Origin of the sequence: Pseudomonas qingdaonensis (assembly GCF_018398475.1) — a bacterium.
In the GTDB taxonomy this organism is placed as follows: Bacteria; Pseudomonadota; Gammaproteobacteria; order Pseudomonadales; family Pseudomonadaceae; genus Aquipseudomonas; species Aquipseudomonas palmensis.
Window position 1 is genome coordinate 16,272 of sequence record NZ_CP074676.1, and the last position, 22,607, is coordinate 38,878.

At 66.4% G+C, this 22,607-nt stretch carries 25 protein-coding genes; 10 read left to right on the forward strand and 15 right to left on the reverse strand.

What is annotated here, in order from left to right; genetic code table 11:
• Positions 1–5 precede the first annotated feature (5 nt).
• The 3 genes from gmhB to glyQ are packed head-to-tail and all read right to left on the reverse strand — an operon-like array spanning position 6 to position 3,556.
• The gene (gene gmhB, locus KH389_RS00065) at positions 6–548 is read right to left on the reverse strand and encodes a D-glycero-beta-D-manno-heptose 1,7-bisphosphate 7-phosphatase (RefSeq protein WP_116052443.1); all 543 of its coding nucleotides are present in this window, start codon (positions 546–548) and stop codon (positions 6–8) included.
• Positions 549–551: 3 nt separating this feature from the next.
• Entirely contained in the window at positions 552–2,606 is a 2,055-nt protein-coding gene (gene glyS / locus KH389_RS00070) for a glycine--tRNA ligase subunit beta (RefSeq protein ID WP_043862241.1), read from the reverse strand.
• Positions 2,603–3,556 carry a glycine--tRNA ligase subunit alpha gene (gene glyQ, locus KH389_RS00075; protein WP_043862242.1) on the reverse strand — a complete coding sequence of 318 codons (954 nt, stop codon included), beginning with the start codon at positions 3,554–3,556 and terminating at the stop codon, positions 2,603–2,605. The genes glyS and glyQ overlap by 4 nt, the downstream gene beginning before the upstream one ends.
• Positions 3,557–3,637: 81 nt before the next feature.
• Between glyQ and KH389_RS00080 the strand changes: the two genes are divergently transcribed.
• Together KH389_RS00080 and KH389_RS00085 are read left to right on the forward strand one after the other, a co-directional pair.
• Complete coding sequence (locus KH389_RS00080) at positions 3,638–4,189, forward strand: DNA-3-methyladenine glycosylase I (RefSeq protein WP_043862243.1); 552 nt, start codon at positions 3,638–3,640, stop codon at positions 4,187–4,189.
• A gap of 39 nt (positions 4,190–4,228) precedes the next feature.
• Positions 4,229–5,116, forward strand: coding sequence for a lysophospholipid acyltransferase (locus KH389_RS00085; RefSeq protein WP_054916050.1), 888 nt, complete (start codon positions 4,229–4,231; stop codon positions 5,114–5,116).
• Between the two features lie 107 nt (positions 5,117–5,223).
• On the opposite strand, the gene KH389_RS00090 is transcribed toward KH389_RS00085, so the two are convergent.
• The 5 genes from KH389_RS00090 to def are packed head-to-tail and all read right to left on the reverse strand — an operon-like array spanning position 5,224 to position 9,747.
• A complete protein-coding gene (locus KH389_RS00090) occupies positions 5,224–5,535 on the reverse strand; it encodes a tetratricopeptide repeat protein (protein WP_043862245.1) in 312 nt (103 codons plus the stop codon).
• 12 nt (positions 5,536–5,547) lie between these two features.
• Entirely contained in the window at positions 5,548–6,921 is a 1,374-nt protein-coding gene (trkA, locus tag KH389_RS00095; RefSeq protein WP_043862246.1) for a Trk system potassium transporter TrkA, read from the reverse strand.
• A gap of 19 nt (positions 6,922–6,940) precedes the next feature.
• Positions 6,941–8,254, reverse strand: coding sequence for a 16S rRNA (cytosine(967)-C(5))-methyltransferase RsmB (gene rsmB, locus KH389_RS00100; protein ID WP_078481293.1), 1,314 nt, complete (start codon positions 8,252–8,254; stop codon positions 6,941–6,943).
• Positions 8,251–9,183 (reverse strand): methionyl-tRNA formyltransferase, encoded by a 933-nt coding sequence (gene fmt, locus KH389_RS00105; protein WP_043862248.1) that lies wholly within the window; start codon positions 9,181–9,183, stop codon positions 8,251–8,253. Before fmt ends, rsmB begins: the two co-directional genes overlap by 4 nt.
• Before the next feature lie 57 nt (positions 9,184–9,240).
• Entirely contained in the window at positions 9,241–9,747 is a 507-nt protein-coding gene (def, locus tag KH389_RS00110) for a peptide deformylase (protein WP_043862249.1), read from the reverse strand.
• A 209-nt stretch (positions 9,748–9,956) separates the two neighbouring features.
• Here def and dprA point away from each other — a divergent pair, with 209 nt between their 5' ends.
• Together dprA and tsaC are read left to right on the forward strand one after the other, a co-directional pair.
• On the forward strand, positions 9,957–11,054 hold the full coding sequence (gene dprA / locus KH389_RS00115) for a DNA-processing protein DprA (protein WP_213606645.1): 1,098 nt from the start codon (positions 9,957–9,959) through the stop codon (positions 11,052–11,054).
• A 39-nt stretch (positions 11,055–11,093) separates the two neighbouring features.
• The gene (tsaC, locus tag KH389_RS00120; protein WP_043862251.1) at positions 11,094–11,651 is read left to right on the forward strand and encodes an L-threonylcarbamoyladenylate synthase type 1 TsaC; all 558 of its coding nucleotides are present in this window, start codon (positions 11,094–11,096) and stop codon (positions 11,649–11,651) included.
• A gap of 99 nt (positions 11,652–11,750) precedes the next feature.
• On the opposite strand, the gene KH389_RS00125 is transcribed toward tsaC, so the two are convergent.
• A complete protein-coding gene (locus KH389_RS00125) occupies positions 11,751–12,728 on the reverse strand; it encodes an NADPH:quinone reductase (protein ID WP_100634903.1) in 978 nt (325 codons plus the stop codon).
• Between the two features lie 155 nt (positions 12,729–12,883).
• On the opposite strand from KH389_RS00125, the gene hemF reads away from it, so the two are divergent.
• Both hemF and aroE read left to right on the forward strand, forming a co-directional pair.
• Positions 12,884–13,810: an oxygen-dependent coproporphyrinogen oxidase gene (gene hemF, locus KH389_RS00130; protein WP_043862252.1), complete on the forward strand. Its 927-nt coding sequence runs from the start codon at positions 12,884–12,886 to the stop codon at positions 13,808–13,810.
• 52 nt (positions 13,811–13,862) lie between these two features.
• Positions 13,863–14,690 carry a shikimate dehydrogenase gene (gene aroE / locus KH389_RS00135; protein ID WP_043862253.1) on the forward strand — a complete coding sequence of 276 codons (828 nt, stop codon included), beginning with the start codon at positions 13,863–13,865 and terminating at the stop codon, positions 14,688–14,690.
• A gap of 69 nt (positions 14,691–14,759) precedes the next feature.
• Here aroE and KH389_RS00140 read toward each other — a convergent pair whose 3' ends face one another.
• The gene (locus KH389_RS00140) at positions 14,760–16,331 is read right to left on the reverse strand and encodes a SulP family inorganic anion transporter (RefSeq protein ID WP_213606646.1); all 1,572 of its coding nucleotides are present in this window, start codon (positions 16,329–16,331) and stop codon (positions 14,760–14,762) included.
• Positions 16,332–16,391: 60 nt separating this feature from the next.
• Positions 16,392–16,913 carry an NAD(P)H-binding protein gene (locus KH389_RS00145; protein ID WP_058541986.1) on the reverse strand — a complete coding sequence of 174 codons (522 nt, stop codon included), beginning with the start codon at positions 16,911–16,913 and terminating at the stop codon, positions 16,392–16,394.
• A 78-nt stretch (positions 16,914–16,991) separates the two neighbouring features.
• Between KH389_RS00145 and KH389_RS00150 the strand changes: the two genes are divergently transcribed.
• Positions 16,992–17,327 (forward strand): DOPA 4,5-dioxygenase family protein, encoded by a 336-nt coding sequence (locus KH389_RS00150; RefSeq protein ID WP_043862256.1) that lies wholly within the window; start codon positions 16,992–16,994, stop codon positions 17,325–17,327.
• A 93-nt stretch (positions 17,328–17,420) separates the two neighbouring features.
• Here KH389_RS00150 and trpA read toward each other — a convergent pair whose 3' ends face one another.
• Both trpA and trpB read right to left on the reverse strand, forming a co-directional pair.
• On the reverse strand, positions 17,421–18,233 hold the full coding sequence (gene trpA / locus KH389_RS00155) for a tryptophan synthase subunit alpha (RefSeq protein ID WP_043862257.1): 813 nt from the start codon (positions 18,231–18,233) through the stop codon (positions 17,421–17,423).
• Entirely contained in the window at positions 18,230–19,447 is a 1,218-nt protein-coding gene (gene trpB / locus KH389_RS00160; protein WP_043862258.1) for a tryptophan synthase subunit beta, read from the reverse strand. Before trpB ends, trpA begins: the two co-directional genes overlap by 4 nt.
• 111 nt (positions 19,448–19,558) lie before the next feature.
• Here trpB and KH389_RS00165 point away from each other — a divergent pair, with 111 nt between their 5' ends.
• Positions 19,559–20,455 (forward strand): LysR family transcriptional regulator, encoded by an 897-nt coding sequence (locus KH389_RS00165; RefSeq protein ID WP_213606647.1) that lies wholly within the window; start codon positions 19,559–19,561, stop codon positions 20,453–20,455.
• Here the strand turns inward: KH389_RS00165 and KH389_RS00170 are convergent.
• Positions 20,452–20,778: an ElaB/YgaM/YqjD family protein gene (locus tag KH389_RS00170; protein WP_043862260.1), complete on the reverse strand. Its 327-nt coding sequence runs from the start codon at positions 20,776–20,778 to the stop codon at positions 20,452–20,454. The two genes, KH389_RS00165 and KH389_RS00170, sit on opposite strands and share 4 nt — an antisense overlap.
• Positions 20,779–20,935: 157 nt before the next feature.
• Between KH389_RS00170 and KH389_RS00175 the strand changes: the two genes are divergently transcribed.
• The gene (locus KH389_RS00175; protein ID WP_043862261.1) at positions 20,936–21,151 is read left to right on the forward strand and encodes a dodecin; all 216 of its coding nucleotides are present in this window, start codon (positions 20,936–20,938) and stop codon (positions 21,149–21,151) included.
• 52 nt (positions 21,152–21,203) lie between these two features.
• Positions 21,204–21,428: a DUF1161 domain-containing protein gene (locus KH389_RS00180; RefSeq protein ID WP_043862262.1), complete on the forward strand. Its 225-nt coding sequence runs from the start codon at positions 21,204–21,206 to the stop codon at positions 21,426–21,428.
• Between the two features lie 66 nt (positions 21,429–21,494).
• Here KH389_RS00180 and KH389_RS00185 read toward each other — a convergent pair whose 3' ends face one another.
• On the reverse strand, positions 21,495–22,499 hold the full coding sequence (locus KH389_RS00185) for an LLM class flavin-dependent oxidoreductase (protein ID WP_043862263.1): 1,005 nt from the start codon (positions 22,497–22,499) through the stop codon (positions 21,495–21,497).
• Positions 22,500–22,607 lie beyond the last annotated feature (108 nt).

Sequence of the window (22,607 nt, forward strand, 5' to 3'; positions counted from 1 at the left end):
GCGGGCTAACCCGCCTGTGTGTGGATAAGTGCACTGGCGATCGACGCCAGGTCATCGAAAATCAGCGTTGCCTCGGGCACGCCCTTGCTCAGGGTCTGCTCGCCTTTGCCGGTCCTTACCAGAACCGGTTGTGCATCGACGGCGCGCGCGGCTTCCAGGTCACCCTTGCTGTCACCCACGAACCACACCCCGGCCAGGTCGACCGCGTAATGGTTGGCAATGGTGCGCAGCATGCCCGGCCTGGGCTTGCGGCAATCGCAGCCGTCGTCCGGGCCATGCGGGCAATAGACGATCAGTCCCACCTCGCCGCCCTGCGCCGCCACCAGCTCGCGCAGGCGCGCGTGCATGGCGTCGAGGGTGGCCAGGCTGTAATAGCCACGGGCGATGCCCGACTGGTTGGTGGCCACCGCCACCGTCCAGCCGGTCTTGCTCAGCTGCGCAATGGCCTCGATCGAACCCGGGATGGGAATCCATTCGTCCAGCGACTTGATGTAGGCGTCGGAGTCCTGGTTGATCACCCCGTCCCGATCGAGAATCAGCAGCTTCACGTCCTACCCCAGCAGCGAGATGTCGGCCACGCCCAGGAACAGACCGCGCAGGCGGCTGAGCAGGGCATAACGGTTGGCTCGCACGTTGGCGTCGTCGGCGTTGACCATCACCGCCTCGAAGAACGCATCCACCGGCTCGCGCAGCGCGGCCAGGCGCGCCAGCGACTCGCTGTACTGACGCGCAGCGGCCATCGGTTGTACCGCCTGATCGGCCTGTTGGATGGCCGAGTACAGCGAGAACTCGTTGGCGTTGTCGAAGTACTTGGGCTCTACCGAGGTCGCCACCGAACCTTCGGCCTTGCTCAGCAGGTTGGACACACGCTTGTTCACCGCAGCCAGGGCTGCGGCTTCCGGCAGCTTGCGGAACGCCTGCACGGCTTGCACGCGCTGGTCGAAGTCCAGTGCCGAGCCTGGCTTGAGCGCACGTACCGAGAGGTAGGTGGCCACGTCGATGCCTTCATCTTCGTAACGCGCACGCAGGCGGTCGAAGACGAATTCCAGCACCTGCTCGCTCAGGCCGGCAGCCTTGACCTTGGCACCGAACTGGGCGACGGCGACGTTCACCGCCTCGTTCAGGTCCAGGTCCAGCTGCTTCTCGATCAGGATACGCAGCACGCCCAGGGCGGCGCGGCGCAGGGCATAGGGGTCCTTGCTGCCGGTTGGCAGCATGCCGATGCCGAAGATGCCGACCAGGGTGTCGAGCTTGTCGGCGATTGCCACGGCCGCACCGGTCAGGGTCGAGGGCAGTTCGGCACCGGCACCGCGCGGCATGTACTGCTCGTTCAGGGCCAGGGCGACGTCTTCGGGCTCGCCGTCGTTGAGGGCGTAGTAGTAGCCGGCAACGCCCTGCATTTCAGGGAACTCGCCAACCATCTCGGTGGCCAGGTCGCACTTGGACAGCAGGCCGGCACGCGCCGCGCGCTGGGCGTCGCCGCCGATGCGCTGGGCAATGAACGCAGCCAGCTTGGCCACGCGCTCGGCCTTGTCGAACACGCTGCCCAGCTGTGCCTGGAACACCACGTTCTGCAGGCGCTCGTTGAAGCTTTCGAGCTTCTGCTTCTTGTCCTGCTTGAAGAAGAACTCGGCGTCGGTCAGGCGCGGGCGCACGACCTTCTCGTTGCCTTCGATGATCTGCTTCGGATCGCGGCTCTCGATGTTGGCCACGGTGATGAAGCGCGGCAGCAGCTTGCCGTCCACGTCCAGCAGGCAGAAGTACTTCTGGTTGTCCTGCATGGTGGTGATCAGGGCTTCCTGCGGCACCTCGAGGAAACGCTCCTCGAACGAGCACACCAGCGGCACCGGCCATTCGACCAGCGCGGTCACTTCGTCGAGCAGGGCCGGCGGCACGATCGCGGTGCCTTCCTGCAGGGTGGCCAGTTCGGCGGTGCGTTTGCTGATCAGCTCGCGGCGCTCGTTGGCGTCTGCCAGCACATAGGCGGCGCGCAGGTCGGCCAGGTAGTTGGCAGGCGAGGTGATGCGCACGGCTTCAGGGTGGTGGAAGCGGTGGCCACGCGAGTCGCGGCCGGCCTTCTGGGCGAGGATGGTGCAATCGATGACCTGGTCACCGAGCAGCATCACCAGCCACTGGGTCGGACGCACGAACTCTTCCTTGCGTGCACCCCAGCGCATGCGCTTGGGAATCGGCAGGTCGTTGAGCGAGTCTTCGACGATGGTCGGCAGCAGGCTGGCGGTCGGCTTGCCGACGATGTTCTGGCTGTAGCGCAGCTTCGGCCCGCTCTGGTCGATTTCACTGAGGTCCACGCCGCACTTCTTGGCAAAACCCAGGGCGGCCTGGGTCGGGTTGCCGTCGGCGTCGAACGCGGCCTGGCGTGGCGGGCCGTCGAGGTTGACGCTGCGGTCCGGCTGCTGGGTGGCCAGGGCGGTGATCAGCACCGCCAGGCGACGTGGCGCGGCGTACACGGTCTTGCTCTCGAAGCTCAGGCCGGCCGCTTGCAGGCCCTTGTCGATGCCGGCCAGGAAGGCTTCGGCCAGGGTGTTCAGGGCCTTGGGTGGCAGCTCTTCGGTGCCCAGTTCTACCAGGAAATCTTGAGCACTCATTGTGCAGCCTCCAGCTTGGCCAATACTTCGTCACGCAGGTCCGGGGTCGCCATCGGGAAGCCCAGCTTGGCACGGGCCAGCAGGTAGGCCTGGGCCACGGCACGCGCCAGGGTGCGCACGCGCAGGATGTACTGCTGACGCGCGGTCACCGAGATGGCGCGGCGTGCATCCAGCAGGTTGAAGGTGTGCGAGGCCTTGAGCACCATTTCATAGCTTGGCAGCGGCAGCGGCTGGTCCAGTTCGATCAGGCGCTTGGCTTCGCTCTCGTAGAAGTCGAACAGTTCGAACAGCTTGTCGACGTTGGCGTGCTCGAAGTTGTAGGTGGACTGCTCCACCTCGTTCTGGTGGAACACGTCGCCGTAGGTCACCTTGCCGAACGGGCCGTCGGCCCATACCAGGTCGTAGACCGAGTCCACGCCCTGCAGGTACATGGCCAGGCGCTCCAGACCGTAGGTGATCTCGCCGGTGACCGGGTAGCACTCGATGCCGCCGGCCTGCTGGAAGTAGGTGAACTGGGTCACTTCCATGCCGTTGAGCCAGACTTCCCAGCCCAGGCCCCAGGCGCCCAGGGTCGGCGACTCCCAGTTGTCTTCGACGAAGCGGATGTCGTGCACCAGCGGGTCCAGGCCCACGTGCTTGAGCGAGCCCAGGTACAGTTCCTGGAAGTTGTCCGGGTTCGGCTTCAGGACCACCTGGAACTGATAGTAGTGCTGCAGGCGGTTGGGGTTTTCGCCGTAGCGGCCGTCAGTCGGGCGACGACTGGGCTGCACATAAGCGGCGTTCCAGGTTTCCGGGCCGATGGCGCGCAGGAAGGTGGCGGTATGAAAAGTGCCGGCGCCTACTTCCATATCGTAGGGCTGAAGTACCACACAACCTTGCTCGGCCCAGTACTGCTGCAGGGCGAGGATCAGGTCTTGGAAGGTACGCACGGCTGGCGTAGGCTGGCTCACGAAATTCACCTTTTCCAGGGCTGCGAATATAAAGAGCGGGAGTATAACCCGATTCGCCCCCGCCTCTACCCTTGGAGCCTTATGCCACGCTGCTTTTGGTGTACCGATGATCCGTTGTACCAGGCGTACCACGACAGCGAGTGGGGCACGCCCCAGCGCGAGCCTGGCGCGCTGTTCGAAATGCTGCTGCTCGAAGGCTTTCAGGCCGGGTTGTCGTGGATCACGGTGCTGAAGAAGCGCGAGCGCTACCGTGAGGTGCTGTTCGGCTTCGACCCGCAGCGCCTGGCGCAGATGACCGATGCCGAGATCGAGGAGCGCATGCTCGACCCCGGCATCATCCGCAACCGCCTCAAGCTCAACGCCGCGCGGCGCAACGCCAGGGCCTGGCTGGCGCTGGACGAGCCGGCGCAGTGGCTCTGGTCGTTCGTCGGCGGGGTGCCGAAAATCAATCATTTCAGCCAGCGCAACGAGGTGCCGGCGGTGACCGACGAGGCCACGGCCATGAGCAAGGCCCTGAAGAAGGCCGGCTTCACCTTTGTCGGGCCGACCATCTGCTATGCCTTCATGCAGGCCACTGGCATGGTCATGGATCACACCACCGATTGCGATCGTTACGCCGCCCTGCGCCGCTGACGGTTACAATGCGCGGCTTGCAGAAGGAGGAACCTGCCTGTGGATAAGTTCAAGGGCGCCTTGATGGTCGGGGCGTTGCGATTGTTTGCCAAGTTGCCCTGGGGCGCGGTGCAGCGGGTTGGCGCGGCCATCGGCTGGATCATGTGGAAGGTGCCCAACAGCTCGCGCAACGTGGTGCGTATCAACCTGGCCAAGTGTTTCCCCGAGATGGACCCGGCCGAACGCGAGCGCCTTGTGGGCCGCACGCTGATGGACATCGGCAAGTCGTTCACCGAAAGCGCCTGTGCGTGGATCTGGCCGGCGCAGCGCTCCATCGACCTGGTGCGCGAGGTCGAGGGCCTGGAGGTGCTGCACGAGGCACTGGCGTCGGGCAAGGGCGTGGTGGGCATCACCAGCCACCTGGGCAACTGGGAAGTGCTCAACCACTTCTATTGCAGCCAGTGCAAGCCGATCATCTTCTACCGTCCGCCCAAGCTCAAGGCGGTGGATGACCTGCTGCGCGAACAGCGCGTGCAACTGGGCAACCGCGTGGCGGCGTCGACCAAGGAAGGCATCCTCAGCATCATCAAGGAAGTGCGCAAGGGCGGCCAGGTGGGCATTCCGGCCGACCCGGAGCCGGCGGAATCGGCGGGGGTGTTCGTGCCGTTCTTTGCCACCAAGGCACTGACCAGCAAGTTCGTGCCGAACATGCTGGCCGGTGGCAAGGCGGTGGGGGTGTTCCTGCATGCGTTGCGCCTGCCGGACGGTTCGGGCTTCAAGGTGATCCTGGAAGCGGCGCCGGATGCGATGTACAGCACCGACGTGGAGACCTCGGCGGCGGCCATGAGCAAGGTGGTGGAGCGTTATGTGCGCGCGTATCCAAGCCAGTACATGTGGAGCATGAAGCGCTTCAAGAAGCGCCCGCCGGGCGAGACGCGCTGGTACTGATGGCCCCTTCGCGGGTCAAGCCCGCTCCCACAGGGATATCAGTGATCTCAGGATCTGCTCTGTACCTGTGGGAGCGGGCTTGACCCGCGATGGGCTGCACAGCAGCCCTAAACAGCCTTGTCGAGCTTCCTGAGAAACACCGTCATCTCCTTCTCCGCCTGCTTGTCCCCATGCGCCTGCGCTGCAGCCAGCCCTTCGGTCCAGGCCTGGCGCGCGCCGGCCACGTCGCCCTGCACCTGATACGCCTTGCCCAGCAGCTTCCACGCCGCCGAGTACTTGGGGTCGAACTCCACGCAGCGGCGCAGGTGCAGCGCGGCCTCTGCGCCGTTGCCCTCATCCAGCCAGGCCTTGCCCAGGCCGAAGCGCAGCAGCGAGTTATCCACACCCTTGGCCAGCATCTTTTCCAGCGATTCGCGCATTCCGGTTTCTCCCTAGAAGAAGCTCAGGCCCACGTGGAACAGCTTCTCCACGTCGCGGATGTACTTTTTATCCACAACGAACAGGATCACGTGGTCGCCGGACTCGATCACCGTGTCGTCGTGGGCGATCAGCACCTGCTCGTCGCGGATGATCGCACCGATGGTGGTGCCCGGCGGCAGCGCGATGTCCTCGATGGCCTTGCCGATCACCTTGCTCGACTTCGAATCGCCGTGGGCAATGGCCTCGATGGCTTCGGCCGCGCCACGGCGCAGCGAGTGCACGCTGACGATGTCGCCGCGGCGCACGTGGGCCAGCAAGGTGCCGATGGTGGCCTGCTGCGGGCTGATGGCGATGTCGATCTCGCCGCCCTGCACCAGGTCGACATAGGCCGGGTTGTTGATGATGGTCATCACCTTCTTCGCGCCCAGGCGCTTGGCCAGCAGCGAGGACATGATGTTGGCTTCGTCATCGTTGGTCAGGGCCAGGAAGATGTCGGCGTCGGCGATGTTCTCTTCCAGCATCAGGTCGCGGTCCGAGGCGCTGCCCTGCAGCACCACCGTGCTGTCGAGGGTGTCGGACAGGTAACGGCAACGCGCCGCGTTCATCTCGATGATCTTGACCTGGTAGCGGCTCTCGATGGCCTCGGCCAGGCGTTCGCCGATCTGCCCGCCGCCGGCGATCACCACGCGCTTGTTGGTTTCGTCGATGCGGCGCAGCTCGCCCATCACTGCGCGGATGTGGTTCTTGGCGGCGATGAAGAACACCTCGTCGTCGGCCTCGATCACCGTGTCGCCCTGTGGCTTGATCGGCCGGTCGCGACGGAAGATCGCCGCCACGCGGGTGTCCACATTGGGCATGTGCTCGCGGATCTGGCGCAGCTGCTGGCCCACCAGCGGGCCGCCGTAGTAGGCCTTGACCGCCACCAACTGGACCTTGCCCTCGGCGAAGTCGATCACCTGCAGGGCGCCGGGGTGCTCGATCAGGCGCTTGATGTAGTGGGTGACCACCTGTTCGGGGCTGATCAGCACGTCGACCGGGATCGCCTCGTTGTTGAACAGGCCGCTGCGGGTCAGGTAGGCCGACTCGCGAACCCGGGCAATCTTGGTCGGGGTGTGGAACAGGGTGTAGGCCACCTGGCAGGCGACCATGTTGGTCTCGTCGCTGTTGGTCACCGCCACCAGCATGTCGGCATCATCCGCACCGGCCTGGCGCAGCACCGTCGGCAGCGAGGCGCGGCCCTGCACGGTGCGGATGTCGAGGCGATCGCCCAGATCGCGCAGGCGGTCGCCATCGGTGTCGACCACGGTGATGTCGTTGGCTTCGCTGGCCAGGTGCTCGGCCAGCGTGCCGCCGACCTGCCCCGCGCCCAGGATGATGATCTTCATCCGCTCTCCCTTGTGCTGGTTAGTGTCCGCGAACGGCGGCGATCTTGATCAGCTTGGCATAGTAGAAGCCATCGTGGCCGCCTTCCTGCGCGAGCAACTGCCGGCCATGGGGCTGGCGGATGCCGGCCTCGGTGGCCAGGTCCAGCTCGCGCGCGCCCGGCGTGCGGGCCAGGAACGCCTCGATCACTTCGGTGTTCTCGGTCGGCAGGGTCGAGCAGGTGGCGTAGAGCAGGATGCCGCCCACTTCGAGGGTAGGCCACAGCGCGTCGAGCAGCTCGCCCTGCAGGCTGGCCAGGGCAGCGATGTCATCGGCCTGGCGGGTCAGCTTGATGTCCGGGTGGCGACGGATCACACCGGTGGCCGAGCAGGGAGCGTCCAGCAGGATGCGCTGGAAGGTCTTGCCGTCCCACCAGCTGGCGGTGTCGCGGGCATCGCAGGCGATCAACTGGGCATCCAGGCCCAGGCGGTCGAGGTTTTCACGCACGCGGGTCAGGCGCTTGGCTTCCAGGTCGATGGCCACCACCGCCTCCAGCCCGGCATGCGCCTCGAGCAGGTGGCAGGTCTTGCCGCCGGGGGCGCAGCAGGCGTCGAGCACGCGCTGGCCGGGCGCCAGGTCGAGCAGGTCGGCGGCCAGCTGCGCGGCTTCGTCCTGCACGCTGATCCAGCCCTGTTCGAAGCCCGGCAAACCGCGCACGTCGCAGGCCTCGGCGAGCAGGATACCGTCACGGCTGTACGTGCACGGCGCGGCATCGATGCCGGCTTCGCGCAGCAGGCCCAGGTAGGCATCGCGGCTGTGGTGGCGGCGGTTGACCCGCAGGATCATCGGCGGGTGGGCATTGTTGGCGGCGCAGATGGCTTCCCACTGCTCGGGCCAGAACGCCTTGAGCGACTTCTGCAGCCAGCGCGGGTGCGCGGTGCGCACCACCGGGTCGCGTTCAAGTTCGGCAAGCATCTCGCTGCTCTCGCGCTGGGCGCGGCGCAGCACGGCATTGAGCAGGGCCTTGGCCCAGGGCTTTTTCAGCTTGTCGGCGCACCCGACCGTTTCGCCGATGGCGGCGTGGGCCGGCACGCGGGTGTACAGCAGCTGGTAGAGGCCCACCAGCAGCAACGCCTCGACATCCGCGTCGGCGGCCTTGAACGGCTTTTGCAGCAGGCGCTCGGCCAGTGCCGACAGGCGTGGCTGCCAGCGTGCGGTACCGAAGGCCAGGTCCTGGGTGAGGCCGCGATCGCGGGCCTCGACCTTGTCCAGCTGGGCGGGCAGCGAACTGTTGAGCGAGGCCTTGCCGCTGAGCACGGCGGCCAGGGCGCGGGCGGCGGCCAGACGCGGGTTCATTGGCCCAGCACCGTGCCGCTGGCGAATTTTTCGCGGCGGCTGTTGTACAGGTCGCTGAAGTTCAGCGCCTTGCCGCCGGGCAGTTGCAGGCGGGTCAGGCACAGCGCCTGCTCGCCGCAGGCCACGATCAGGCCGTCCTTGCTGGCAGACAGGATCTCGCCCGGCGTGCCCTTGCCATCGGCCAGGCGCGCACCCAGCACCTTGAGGGTTTCGCCGCCCAGGGTGCTGTGGCAGATCGGCCACGGGTTGAAGGCGCGGATCAGGCGCTCCAGTTCCTCGGCGGGGCGCGACCAGTCCAGACGCGCCTCGTCCTTGTTCAGCTTGTGGGCATACGTGGCCAGCGCGTCGTCCTGCACTTCGCCGTGCAGGGTGCCCGCGCCCAGGCCGTCGATGGCCTGCAGCACCGCGGGCGGGCCCAGTTCGGCCAGGCGATCGTGCAGGCTGCCGCCGGTGTCGCTGGCGCTGATCGGGGTGCTGACCTTGAGCAGCATCGGCCCGGTGTCCAGGCCGGCCTCCATGCGCATGACCGTCACGCCGCTTTCGGCGTCGCCGGCCTGCACCGCGCGCTGGATCGGCGCGGCGCCGCGCCAGCGTGGCAGCAACGAGGCGTGGCTGTTGATGCAGCCCAGGCGCGGAATATCCAGCACCGCCTGGGGCAGGATCAGGCCGTAGGCCACCACCACCATCAGGTCGGGCTTGAGTGCGGCCAGCTCGGCCTGCGCCTCGGGGCTGCGCAACGTCGGCGGTTGCAGCACCGGGATGGCGTTATCCACAGCCAGCTGCTTGACCGGGCTGGGCATCAGCTTCTGGCCACGGCCGGCCGGGCGGTCTGGCTGGGTGTAGACCGCGACGATTTCATGGGGGCTGGCCAGCAGGGCCTTGAGGTGTTCGGCGGCAAACTCGGGGGTGCCCGCGAAGACGATGCGCATGCAGTTCTCGCTTAAAAAGAAAAAGGCTTGCCGGAGCAAGCCTTCTGGAATGAGGGATCAAGCGTTCTGGCGGTGCTGCTTTTCCAGTTTCTTCTTGATGCGGTCGCGCTTGAGGTTCGACAGGTAGTCGACGAACAGCTTGCCGTTGAGGTGGTCGCATTCGTGCTGGATGCACACGGCCAGCAGGCCTTCGGCGATCAGTTCGAAGGGCTTGCCGTCGCGATCCAGGGCCTTGACCCTGACCTTCACCGGGCGGTCGACGTTCTCGTAGAAGCCGGGTACCGACAGGCAGCCTTCCTGATACTGGTCCATGTCGTCGGTGAGCATTTCCAGCTCGGGGTTGATGAAGACCCGCGGTTCGCTGCGGTCTTCGCTCAGGTCCATGACCACCACGCGCTTGTGCACGTTGATCTGGGTGGCGGCCAGGCCGATGCCAGGGGCTTCGTACATGGTTTCAAACATGTCATCGATCAACTGACGGATGCTGTCGTCCACTTCCGTCACCGGTTTGGCGATGGTGCGCAGGCGCGGGTCCGGGAATTCGAGGATGTTCAAGATGGCCATAAGCGTATGAGCTGCACTATGCGATGGGTTGCAAACATGAATGCACATAATAAAGGTATTCGGCGCGTTCGGCACCCTTCTCAAGGTCGGCTAGGGTTTTGAAGGCGACTGGCGGCCCGCACCGGGCGGCAAGTTGTCAAACTATTATCAACAGAGTTATCCACAGGTTTTCACGCGTGGCTGACCCGCCTTCGATCAAGGATGATCCGATGCCCCTCCCGCCTGTTGCGGCGTGCTCGCCGGTTGAACTCGAGGCACGTCTGCGCCTGCACCGCCTTCCCGATATCGGGCCAAAGGGCTTTGACCTGCTGCTGGAAGCCTTTGGCAGCGCGGCCGCCGCGCTTGATGCGCCCGCCACACAATGGCGGGCGCTGGGCCGCAGCCCGGCCAGCATAACGGCCCGCCACAGTGCCGAGGCTTACGCCGGCGCAGCGGCTGCAATGGCCTGGCTAGAGCGGCCCGGGCAGCATTTGCTGATGTGGGACGCCCCCACCTACCCTGGCTTGCTGGCCGAGCTTTGCGATGCCCCGCCCCTTCTGTTCATTGCCGGCGACCCGATGATTCTGGAGCAGCCGCAGCTGGCCATCGTCGGCAGCCGGCGCGCTTCACGCCCGGCCCTGGACACCGCGGCCGCGTTTTCCAGGCAACTGGCCCAGGCCGGTTTCGTGATTACCAGCGGCCTGGCGCTGGGGGTGGACGGTGCCGCTCACCAGGCTGCAATGGATGCTGGCGGACGCACTATCGGCGTGCTCGGCACCGGCCTGCAAAAACTTTATCCACAGCGACATCATGCCCTCGCGCAGGCCATGGCCGAGCGCGGTAGCGCAGTGGTCTCGGAGTTCCCGCTGGATGCCGGACCGGTGGCGGCCAACTTCCCGCGGCGCAATCGCATCATCAGCGGGCTGTCGCTCGGCGTGCTGGTGGTGGAGGCCAGCCTGGCCAGCGGTTCGCTGATCACCGCGCGCCTGGCGGCCGAACAGGGGCGCGAGGTGTACGCGATTCCTGGCTCCATCTACCATCCGGGGGCCAGGGGTTGCCATCAATTGATACGTGACGGCGCGATGCTGGTGGAGAGCATAGAGCAGATTCTGGAAAGTTTGCGTGGCTGGCAGAACCTTCCGTCGGCCGCCCCCGAGCCGGTGGTGCACCCGCTGCTGGGGTTGCTGCTGGCGGCGCCGCACACCACCGAGGCGTTGGCGCTGGCCAGCGGTCAGGCCCTGCCCCAGGTGCTGGCCACGCTCACCGAACTGGAGCTGGACGGGCGTGTGTGCAGTGACGCGGGGCGTTGGTTTGCCCGGCCGGGCTAAGTACACTGCGTACCAGCCTTTGAACGCGGAGTGACAACGATGGTGAACAGTTGGCGTGTGCAACAAGCCGCGCGGGAAATTCGGGCGGGTGCGGTACTGGCCTATCCGACCGAGGCGGTCTGGGGCCTGGGCTGTGACCCGTGGAACGAGGAGGCGGTGGACCGCCTGCTGGCGCTCAAGTCCCGCTCGGTGAACAAGGGGCTGATCCTGATTGCGGACAACATCCGCCAGTTCGACTTCTTGTTCGAGGACTTCCCCGAGCTGTGGCTGGACCGCATGGCCAGCACCTGGCCGGGGCCCAATACCTGGCTGGTGCCGCACCAGGGCATGTTGCCGGAATGGATCACCGGCGTGCATGACACCGTGGCGCTGCGGGTCAGCGACCACCCGGTGGTGCGCGACCTGTGTTCGCTGGTGGGCCCGCTGGTGTCGACCTCGGCCAACCCGCAGGGCCGGCCGGCAGCGCGCTCGCGCCTGCGCGTGGAACAGTACTTCCACGGGCAGCTGGATGTGATCCTGGGCGGCAGCCTGGGCGGGCGGCGCAACCCGAGCGTGATTCGCGACCTGGCCACGGGGCAGGTCGTCAGAGCGGGTTGAAGGCCCTTCGGGCCTTTTTCGCGGGTCAAGCCCGCTCCCACAGGCGTTGTGGATAACCTTGTGGGAGCGGGCTTGACCCGCGATGGCGTCACTGCTGAATCAAGGCAGCAACACCGTAGACCCCACCGTCCGCCGCGCCGACAACTCTGCCTGAGCCTTGGCCGCCTCGGCCAGCGGATAGCGCTGCTGGATATCCACAGCCAGCTTGCCGCTGGCGATCATTTCGAACAGCTCGTCGGCCATCGCCTGGGTGTTCTCGGCATTGTTGGCATAGCTGGCCAGCGTCGGCCGGGTCACATACAGCGAGCCCTTCTGCGCCAGGATCCCCAGATTGACTCCGCTCACCGCGCCCGACGCATTGCCGAAGCTCACCATCAGCCCGCGCGGCGCCAGGCAGTCCAGCGAGGTCAGCCAGGTGTCCTGGCCCACGCCGTCGTACACCACCGGGCACTTCTTGCCGCCGGTCAGCTCCAGCACGCGCTGCGCCACGTCTTCACGGCTGTAGTCGATGGTTTCCCATGCACCCAGGGCCTTGGCCCGCGCCGCCTTCTCCGGCGAGCTCACGGTACCGATCAGCTTCACGCCCAAGGCCTTGGCCCACTGGCAGGCCAGCGAACCCACCCCACCGGCGGCGGCATGGAACAGCACCGTCTGGCCGGCCTGCAGCGCGTAGGTCTGGCGCAGCAGGTACTGCACGGTCAGGCCCTTGAGCATCACCGCGGCGGCCTGCTCGAAGCTGATGCTCTCGGGCAGCTTCACCAGGTTTGCTTCAGGCAGCGCGTGCACCTCGCTGTAGGCACCCAGCGGACCGCCAGCGTAGGCCACCCGATCACCCACCTTGATCCGCGTCACGCCCTCGCCCACCGCCTCGACCACGCCGGCAGCTTCGGTGCCCAGGCCCGAGGGCAGTGCCGGCGGCGCGTACAGCCCGCTGCGGAAATAGGTGTCGATGAAGTTCAAACCAATGGCGTGGTTGCGCACGCGGACCTGTTGCGGGCCGGGCGCGGCGGGTTCGAAGTCCACCAGGGTCAATACCTCGGGGCCGCCATGCTGGCTGAACTGGATACGCTTGGCCATCTGCACTCTCCTGCTGGATCCGGGAAAACCCCTATCGGACGCCTTTGCTTGATCGCCGTCAACTGCGGGTGGCCTGCCGCCGGTGGTATGCTACGCGCCGAATTCAGCGCCGGCCCCCGCCTGGCCCGGCCCTAGCCCGTTTCCAAGGTGACCTGATGACTACCCGCACCGAGGCCGTGAAGGCCTACCTGCTCGACCTGCAAGACCGGATTTGCGCCGCCCTGGAAAGCGAAGACGGCGGCGCCCGCTTCGTCGAGGACGCCTGGGTACGCGAAGCCGGTGGCGGTGGGCGCACGCGGGTGATCGGCGAAGGCAACGTCATCGAAAAAGGCGGGGTCAACTTCTCGCACGTGTTCGGCAGCGGCCTGCCGCCGTCTGCCAGCGCGCACCGCCCCGAACTTGCTGGCCGTGGTTTCGAGGCGCTGGGGGTGTCGCTGGTGATCCATCCGCACAACCCCCATGTACCGACCTCCCACGCCAACGTGCGCTTCTTCATTGCCGAGAAGGAAGGTGAAGAGGCGGTATGGTGGTTCGGCGGCGGCTTCGACCTCACGCCCTACTACGCCCACGAAGAAGACTGCATCCACTGGCACCGCGTGGCCGAGCAGGCCTGCGCACCGTTCGGCGCCGATGTGTACCCGCGCTACAAGGCCTGGTGCGACCGCTACTTCCACCTCAAGCACCGGGGCGAGCCGCGGGGCATCGGCGGCTTGTTCTTCGACGACCTGAACGAGTGGGACTTCGACACCTGCTTCGCCTTCATCCGCGCCATTGGCGATGCCTACGTCGAGGCCTACCTGCCCATCGTGCAACGGCGCAAGGCGCAGCCGTACACCGCCCAGCAGCGTGAATTCCAGGAGTTCCGCCGCGGGCGCTACGTGGAATTCAACCTGGTGTACGACCGTGGCACCCTGTTCGGCCTGCAATCGGGCGGCCGTACCGAGTCGATCCTGATGTCGCTGCCTCCGCAGGTGCGCTGGGGCTATGACTGGAAGGCTGCGCCGGGCAGCGAAGAAGCACGCCTGACCGAGTACTTCCTGCAGGACCGCGACTGGCTGGGCCTGGACAAGGCCGCTCACTGAACCCATTGTGGATAACGTGCCCGATTCGCCGGGCGGACTCAGGAAACGCGTCATGGACCAGTACGTTGTATTCGGCAACCCGATCGGCCACAGCAAGTCGCCGCTGATTCACCGGCTGTTCGCCGACCAGACCGGCCAGCAGCTGGAGTACAACACCCTGCTGGCGCCGCTGGACGACTTCAGCATGTGCGCGCTGGGCTTCTTCAAGCAGGGCAGTGGCGCCAACGTCACCGTGCCCTTCAAGGAGGAAGCCTACCGCCTGGTGGGTGACGGCCTGACCGCACGCGCCTGGCGAGCCGGGGCGGTGAACACGCTGACCCGGCTGCCCGACGGCAGCCTGCAGGGCGACAACACCGACGGTGCCGGCCTGGTGCGCGACCTCACGGTGAATGCCGGGGTCGAGCTCAAGGGCAAGCGCATCCTGCTGCTGGGGGCCGGTGGCGCGGTGCGCGGGGTGCTCGAGCCGTTGCTGGCGCATGAGCCTGCGTCGCTGGTGATTGCCAACCGTACGGTAGAAAAGGCCGAGCAGCTGGCCCGCGAGTTCGACGACCTGGGGCCGGTGGCCGCCAGCGGCTTCAGCTGGCTGGAAGAGCCGGTGGACCTGATCATCAATGCCACCTCGGCGAGCCTGGCCGGCGAGATGCCGCCGATTGCCGCGAGCCTGATCGAACCGGGCGTGACCGTGTGCTACGACATGATGTACGCCAAGGAGCCCACGCCGTTCTGTCGCTGGGCCACCGAGCACGGGGCGGCCAAGGTGCTGGACGGGCTGGGAATGCTGGCTGAGCAGGCGGCGGAGGCGTTCTTCATCTGGCGCGGGGTGCGCCCGGACACCGGGCCGGTGCTCGATGAGCTGCGCCGGCAGCTGGCGCGGGGCTAGAACGCGGCGCTGCCTTCGCCGGCAAGGCCGGCCCCTGTAGGCGCCGGCCTTGCCGGCGAAGGGCGCAACTCAATCCTCAAACTGGACCGGGCAATCAGCCGCCCCTTCCAGCTTCTGCAACTCCTCCACCACCTGCCCCCTCGCCCGCCGCAGCACCAGCTGACGCCCCTGCCGGCGCAGCCGCCGCGCCTCCTGGTGCAGCATCTCCACCCCCGAGTAATCGATGAAGTTGATCTGCCGCGCATCGATCACCACCACCGGTGCCTGGCACCGCTGCAGGCGCACCTGCAGATAATGGCTGGCGCCGAAGAAGATCGAGCCGAACACCCGCAGCACATCCGCCTCGCCTTCGCGCGACTGCTGTACCCGTGGCTGCGAAGTGCGCTTGAGGTAGAAGAACAGCGACGCCAGCACCCCGGCATAAATCGCCGTCTGCAGTTCCAGCAGCAAGGTGGCGACGCAGGTCAGCAGCATCACCAGAAACTCCGGCCGGCTGACCCGGTACAGCGCCCGAATCGCACGGTGATCCACCAGCCCCCAGCAGATCAGCAGGATGCTGCCGGCCATCGCCGGGATCGGGATGTGCGCGATCAGGCTGGCGCCCGCCACGGCGAACAGCGCCACCCACAGGGCCGAGAACACCCCCGCCAGCGGTGACTGCGCCCCGGCCTCATAGCTGAGCCCGGAACGGGTGAACGAGCCCGACGACAGGTAGCCGGAGAACCATGCACCGCCCAGGTTGGACAGGCCCTGGGCGCGGATCTCCTGGTTGGCGTCGATCAGCTGTTCGGAGCGGATCGACAGCGAGCGCGCAATCGACAGGCTGGTGACCAGCCCCAGCATGCCCACCGCCACGGCACTGGGCAGCAGGCGCAGGATCAGCTCCAGGTCCAGCAGCGGCAGCGGGCTCAGCGGGGGCAGCCGGCCAATGAACGCCGGCACCAGCGCCACATGGCCGAACAGTGCCGGCCACAGCCACACCAGCAGGCTGGCGCCGGCAAGGCTGATCAACAGCGCCGGCCAGCGCGGCCGTGCGAGCTTGATCGACAGCCCCAGCAGCAAGGTGCCCAGCCCCAGCAGCAGCGATGGCCAGTCGATGTCGCCGGCATGCTGCAGCAGGCCTTGCAGGGTTCTGAGGGCGGTGGCCTGGCTGGCGAGGTCGAGCCCCAGCAGGTTCGGCACCTGGCCCAGGGCGATCACCACTGCAGCGCCGAGGGTGAAGCCGAGCACCACCGAGTGCGAGACGAAATTCACCAGCGCGCCGAAGCGCAGCATGCCCAGCAGCCACTGGAACACCCCGGCCAGGAAGGTCAGCAGCAGGATCAGGCGGATGTAGTCGTCGCTGCCGAGCACCGCCACGGGGCTGATGCTGGCGTAGAGCACGATGGAGATGGCAGCGGTGGGCCCGCAGATCAGGTGCCACGACGAGCCCCACAGGCACGCGATCAGCACCGGCACGATGGCCGCGTACAGCCCGTACTCGGCGGGCAGGCCGGCGATCAGCGCATAGGCGATCGACTGCGGCAGGGCCAGGATCGCCCCGCTGAGCCCCACCAGCAGGTCGCGCCGCACGCTGGCACGGGTTTGCCGAGGCAACCAGGCGAGAAAGGGAAACAGACGGTGGCGCTCTAGCCAGGCCATGAAGCTCTCTATGCAGTGCGGTGAAGGCTCAGGGTGCAGGCTATGGCGGCCCGGTGCAAGTCAGGGGGCCTCGATGAAATTCACCTGTTCGCCAACATGCAGGTTCAGGTCCAGCAGGTCGGCAATGCCCGCAGCGATGCCTGCCAGGCTGTCCGGGTGCTCGCTCAGTGGCGTGTTGACCAACGTCCAGCGCAGGCCACCGGCCTGCAACAACTCCGCCAGCGGTGCCGCGCCGCCGCCAAACTGGCCCACCAGCACGATGCGACGCAGGGGCGTGCGGGCCATGCCCGCGAGCAGGGCCTGGGTCATCAGCCCCTGGCGCGAGAAGTCGCCGGGCGCCAGGCCGTCGAGCAGGCACACCACGGCCGAGCCGCCGGCGATGCTCTGTTCGGCCTGGTCTGCGCTGGCCAGGCCGCCGTTCTTGACGTGCAGGCCGGGGCGCGCCTGGGGCTGGTTGAGGTCGTCGAGGATCAGGGTCACCTCGTGCTGGCGCTGCAGCAGTTCGCTTACCAGCGCATCACCCAGGGTGCACTGGCCGCCGAGCAGGATCAGTTTGAAGACAGGTGTTTCGGCGTTTTTCACGATAGCGCTCCGGGGGTATCCTGATGGCCTTTGGACCTGCGGGAGCACCTGGGGGTTCGGTCGAATTCAGGAGGCAGCGTGCAACGGATAAAGGGGTATCACGCCCATGTGTATTACGACGCCGGTACGATGGAGCAGGCGCGGGCGCTGTGCGAGGAGGCCGCCACGCTGTTTGGCGTGAGCATGGGGCGCATGCATCAGAAACCGGTGGGGCCGCACCCGGACTGGAGCTGCCAGCTGGCATTCGGGCCGGAGATGGTGGGCGTGGTGCTGCCGTGGCTGGCGTTGTACCGCAAGGGGCTGGTGGTGTTTCTGCATCCGCTGACCGGCGATGAGTTGGCCGATCATCGGGACCATGCGATCTGGATGGGGGCCGTGCGGCCGCTGGATCTTTCGATGTTCGAAGGGGCTTGAAGCGGCGGTGAGGCTTTCGCCGGCAAGGCCGGCTCCTACAGGACCGCGGTGTCTGTAGGAACCGGCCTTGCCGGCGAAAGAGGCGACGCGGTATCAGCCTTTGCGCGCGCCGCGCACACCTTCGGCCAGCGCCGAACACAGCGCCAGCACATCGCTTACCGCCTGCTCGCCCGTGCTGGCGTTGGCCACCTTGTCCACCAGCGCCGAACCCACGACCACACCATCGGCCAGCCGCGCAATGGCTGCCGCCTGTTCAGGCGTGCGAATGCCGAAGCCTACGCTGATCGGCAGGTCGGTGTGGCGGCGCAGGCGCTCGATGGCGCCGCTTACCTGATCGCTGGTCGCCGAGCCTGCGCCGGTCACGCCGGCTACCGACACGTAGTACACAAAGCCCGAACTGCGCTCCAGCACGCGCGGCAGGCGCGCGTCATCGGTGGTCGGGGTGGTCAGGCGGATGAAGTCGATGCCCGCGGCCTGGGCCGGGGTGGCCAGCTCGGCGTCGTGCTCCGGCGGCAGGTCGACGATGATCAGGCCGTCCACGCCCGCATCCCTGGCCTCGGCCACGAACTTCTCCACGCCGAAGCGGTGGATCGGGTTGTAGTAACCCATCAGCACGATCGGCGTGGTGGCATTGCCGGTGCGGAACTCGCGCACCATCTGCAGGGTTTTGGCCAGGGTCTGCCCGGCCTCCAGCGCACGTAGGGTGGCCAGCTGGATGGCCACGCCGTCGGCCATCGGGTCGGTGAACGGCATGCCTAGTTCGATCACGTCGGCACCCGCAGCCGGCAGGCCCTTGAGGATCGCCAGCGAAGCGTCGTAGCCCGGGTCACCGGCGGTCACGAAGGTCACCAGGGCAGCGCGACCCTCGCGCTTGAGGTCGGCAAAACGTTGTTCAAGACGGCTCATGCCTGCTTCTCCTGCGCGGCCATATGGCTCATTACGGTTTGCATGTCCTTGTCGCCACGCCCCGACAGGCACACCACCATCAGGTGGTCCCTGGGCAGGGTGGGCGCACGCTTGATGGCTTCGGCCAGCGCGTGGGAGGTTTCCAGCGCCGGGATGATGCCTTCCAGACGGCAGGTGGCGTGGAACGCATCCAGCGCCTCGTCGTCGGTGATGCTCACGTACTCGACGCGCTTCACTTCGTGCAGGTAGGCGTGCTCCGGGCCGATGCCGGGGTAGTCCAGGCCGGCGGAAATCGAGTGGGCGTCGGTGATCTGGCCATCGGCGTCCTGCAGCAGGTAGGTGCGGTTGCCGTGCAGCACGCCGGGCACGCCGCCGTTGAGGCTCGCTGCGTGCTTGTCGGTGTCGACCCCGTGGCCGCCGGCCTCGACGCCGATGATCTGCACACTGGCGTCATCGAGGAAGTCATGGAACAGGCCCATGGCGTTGGAGCCACCACCCACGCAGGCGATCAGGCTGTCGGGCAGGCGTCCTTCCTTGGCCTGCAGCTGCTCGCGGGTTTCCTTGCCGATGATCGACTGGAAGTCGCGCACCATCGCCGGGTACGGGTGCGGGCCGGCCACGGTGCCGATCAGGTAGAAGGTGTCGTCGACGTTGGTCACCCAGTCGCGCAGCGCTTCGTTCATGGCGTCCTTGAGGGTGCCGGTGCCGGCGGTGACCGGCACGATCTCGGCGCCCAGCAGCTTCATGCGGAACACGTTGGCCTGCTGGCGCTCGATGTCGGTGGCGCCCATGTAGATCACGCAGGGCAGGCCGAAACGTGCGGCCACGGTGGCGGTGGCCACACCGTGCATGCCGGCGCCGGTTTCGGCGATCAGGCGCTTCTTGCCCATGCGCTTGGCCAGCAGCACCTGGCCGATGCAGTTGTTCACCTTGTGCGCGCCGGTGTGGTTGAGCTCTTCGCGCTTGAAGAAGATCTTCGCCCCGCCGCAGTGTTCGGTGAGGCGCTCGGCGAAGTACAGCGGGTTAGGACGGCCGATGTAGTCGCGCTGGAAGTACGCCAGTTGCTCGTTGAACTCGGGGTCGGCCTTGGCCGCTTCGTATTCGCGGGCCAGGTCGAGCACCAGCGGCATCAGGGTTTCGGCCACGTAGCGGCCACCGAATGCGCCAAACAGGCCGTTGGCATCGGGGCCGCTGCGGAAGTTGGTCTGGGTCATGGGTCGCTCCAGGGCGTGGGTATGAGGTCGCAATGGGCCTACTCTACCCACGACACGCGCCGCTGAAAACCGATAAGATCGCCACAACCTGTCAGGAAAACTCACACGTCAATGGCCAGAGAACTGCCCCCGCTCAATGCCCTTCGGGCCTTTGAAGCCACCGCCCGGCTCAACAGCGTCAGCCAGGCTGCCGAGCAACTGCACGTGACCCACGGTGCGGTGAGCCGGCAGTTGAAGGTGCTCGAAGAGCACCTGGGCGTAAGCCTGTTCGTCAAGGAAGGGCGCGGCATTAAACTCACAGATGCAGGTGTGCGCCTGCGCGACGCCAGCAGCGACGCCTTCGAGCGCCTGCGCAGCGTGTGCGCCGAGCTGGGCCAGGACCGCGCCGACGCACCGTTCCTGCTGGGTTGTTCAGGCAGCCTGCTGGCGCGCTGGTTCATTCCGCGCCTTGGGCGCCTGCAGGCCGACCTGCCAGAGCTGCGTCTGCACCTGTCGGCGGGCGAAGGCGACCTGGACCCGCGCCGGCCGGGGCTGGATGCGCTGCTGGTATTCGCCGAGCCGCCGTGGCCGGCCGACATGCAGGTGCACGTGCTGGCACAGGAATGCATCGGGCCGGTGCTCAGCCCGCACTTTCCAGGCTTCGACCGCCTGCGTCAGGCGCCAGCCAGCGCCTTGCTGGGGGAAACCCTGCTACACACCACCTCACGGCCCCAGGCCTGGCCCGACTGGGCCCGCCAACAGCACATCGACCCGCAGGCAATGCGCTACGGGCAAGGGTTCGAGCATCTGTATTACTTGCTGGAGGCAGCTGTGGCCGGCCTGGGGGTGGCGATCGCCCCGCAGCCGCTGGTGGCCGATGACCTGCGTGCCGGCAGGCTGGCGGCACCGTGGGGCTTTGGTCCTACGCGGGCGTCATTGGCCCTGTGGGTGCCCCGGCGCGCCGCGGACGGGCGCGCCGAGCAGCTGGCGCACTGGTTGCGCGCCGAACTGGGGCGTCAGGCGCTTTAGTCGCCGCGCTTGCACAGCAGGTAGGCGGCCAGCAGGCCCAGTGCGCCCACGGCCACGCCGGCGGTGGTCCAGGGGTGTTGCTGGGCATAGTCACGGGTGGCGATGCCGGTTTCGCGGGTCTTGGTCTTGACCTCTTCATAGGCATCGGTGAGCAGGCTGCGCGAGTGACGCAGGGCATTTTCGGCATTGCCCTTGAGGCTCTTCAAGGTCTTGCGCGACTCGTCCGAAGCATCGTCTTTGAGGTTTTCCAGGGATTTGAGGAGACTTTCGATTTCCGCTTCCATGCTTTGCAACGAGGCTTTACGTAGCGAGCTATTGGCCATGGTGGCTCTCCTTCAGGGTTTGAGTGGCATGTGAAGAATGGGACTGCGCAGTGCCGCGAAAGTGCAGAGCAATCGAACTTTTGCCAGGTTTTTACCCACACAGGTAAACCTGCCTGGCGCTGCTAGGCTCAATGCACACCATTGATGGAGAGTAGTCATGTCTGATCACCACACGTACAAGAAGGTCGAACTGGTCGGCTCCTCGCCCAGCAGCATCGAGGACGCGATAAACAATGCCCTGGCCGAAGCGGCCAAGAGCATCAAGCACCTGGAGTGGTTCGAAGTGACCGAGACCCGGGGCCATATCAAGGATGGCAAGGCGGCGCATTTTCAGGTAACCATCAAGGTGGGCTTCCGTATCGCCAACAGCTGATGGCGGCCGGCTGGCCCTGAACCCTTTTTGATCTGAACAAGGAATGCGATCGATGAAGAAGCTGGTATTGGCGTTTGGCTTGATGACCCTGGCCGGGACTGCGCTGGCGGCGGGCAAGCCGTGTGAAGAATTGAAGAGCGAGATTGCCGCGAAGATCGACGCCAATGGCGTACCGCACTATTCGCTGGAGATCGTCGACAAGGGCGCTGCGACCGATGGCAAGGTGGTGGGGTCGTGTGAAGGCGGTACCAAGGACATCGTGTACAAGCGCGGTTGATCGGTGAGTCTTTCGCCAGCAAGGCTGGCTCCCACGTAGGAGCCAGCCTTGCTGGCAAAAGGGCCCTCAGTTGCCCTTGATGACCTGAGACAGAATCTCGTAGGACCGGATCCGGTCCGCATGCTCGTACAGGTCGCAGGTAAAGATCAGCTCATCAGCACCGGTCTGCTCCAGCAGCACGTCCAGTTTGGCGCGGATCTTCTCTGGCCCGCCCACCATCGCCAGGCCCAGGAAACTTCCCACTGCCTCCCGCTCATGGGGCTGCCACAGGCCGTCCATGCTGTCGACGGGCGGGCGCTGCACCAGGCTCTGCCCACGCATCAACGCCAGAATTCGCTGATACACCGAGGTGGCCAGGTACTCGGCCTGCTCGTCGGTATCGGCCGCCACCAGCGGTACACCCAACATCACGTAGGGCTTGTCGAGCACCGTCGAGGGCTTGAAGTGGTTGCGGTACACGCGGATCGCTTCATGCATCATGCGCGGCGCAAAGTGCGAGGCAAACGCATACGGCAAGCCGCGCATCCCCGCCAGCTGTGCACTGAACAGGCTCGAGCCCAGCAGCCAGATCGGCACCTCGGTGCCATACCCCGGCACGGCAATCACTTTCTGGTCGGGCGTGCGCGGGCCCAGGTAGCGCACCAGTTCCTCTACATCGTCCGGGAAGTCGTCGGCGCTGCCCGAGCGCTCGCGGCGCAGGGCGCGGGCGGTCATCTGGTCGGAGCCCGGCGCACGCCCCAGGCCCAGGTCGATACGGCCCGGGTACAGGCTGGCCAGGGTGCCGAACTGCTCGGCAATCACCAGCGGCGCGTGGTTGGGCAGCATCACCCCGCCTGCACCCACGCGGATCGTCGAGGTACCACCGGCCAGGTACCCCAGCAGCACCGAGGTGGCGGAGCTGGCAATGCCGTCCATGTTGTGGTGCTCGGCCACCCAGAAGCGGTTGTAGCCGAATTTCTCCACGTGTTGCGCCAGGTCCAGCGAGTTGCGCAGCGACTGGGCCGGGCCGCTGTCCTGGCGTACCGGTACCAGGTCGAGGGTGGAGTATTTGATGTCCGCGAGTCGCGTCATGGCGTGTACGCCTCCTGAATGGTTAGGCCGACAGCATGCCGCGACCTTTCTGACTCTGTATGGGCAGATCACAGGTATTCAATGCCTGCCCCTGCAATCGGGCTGAAC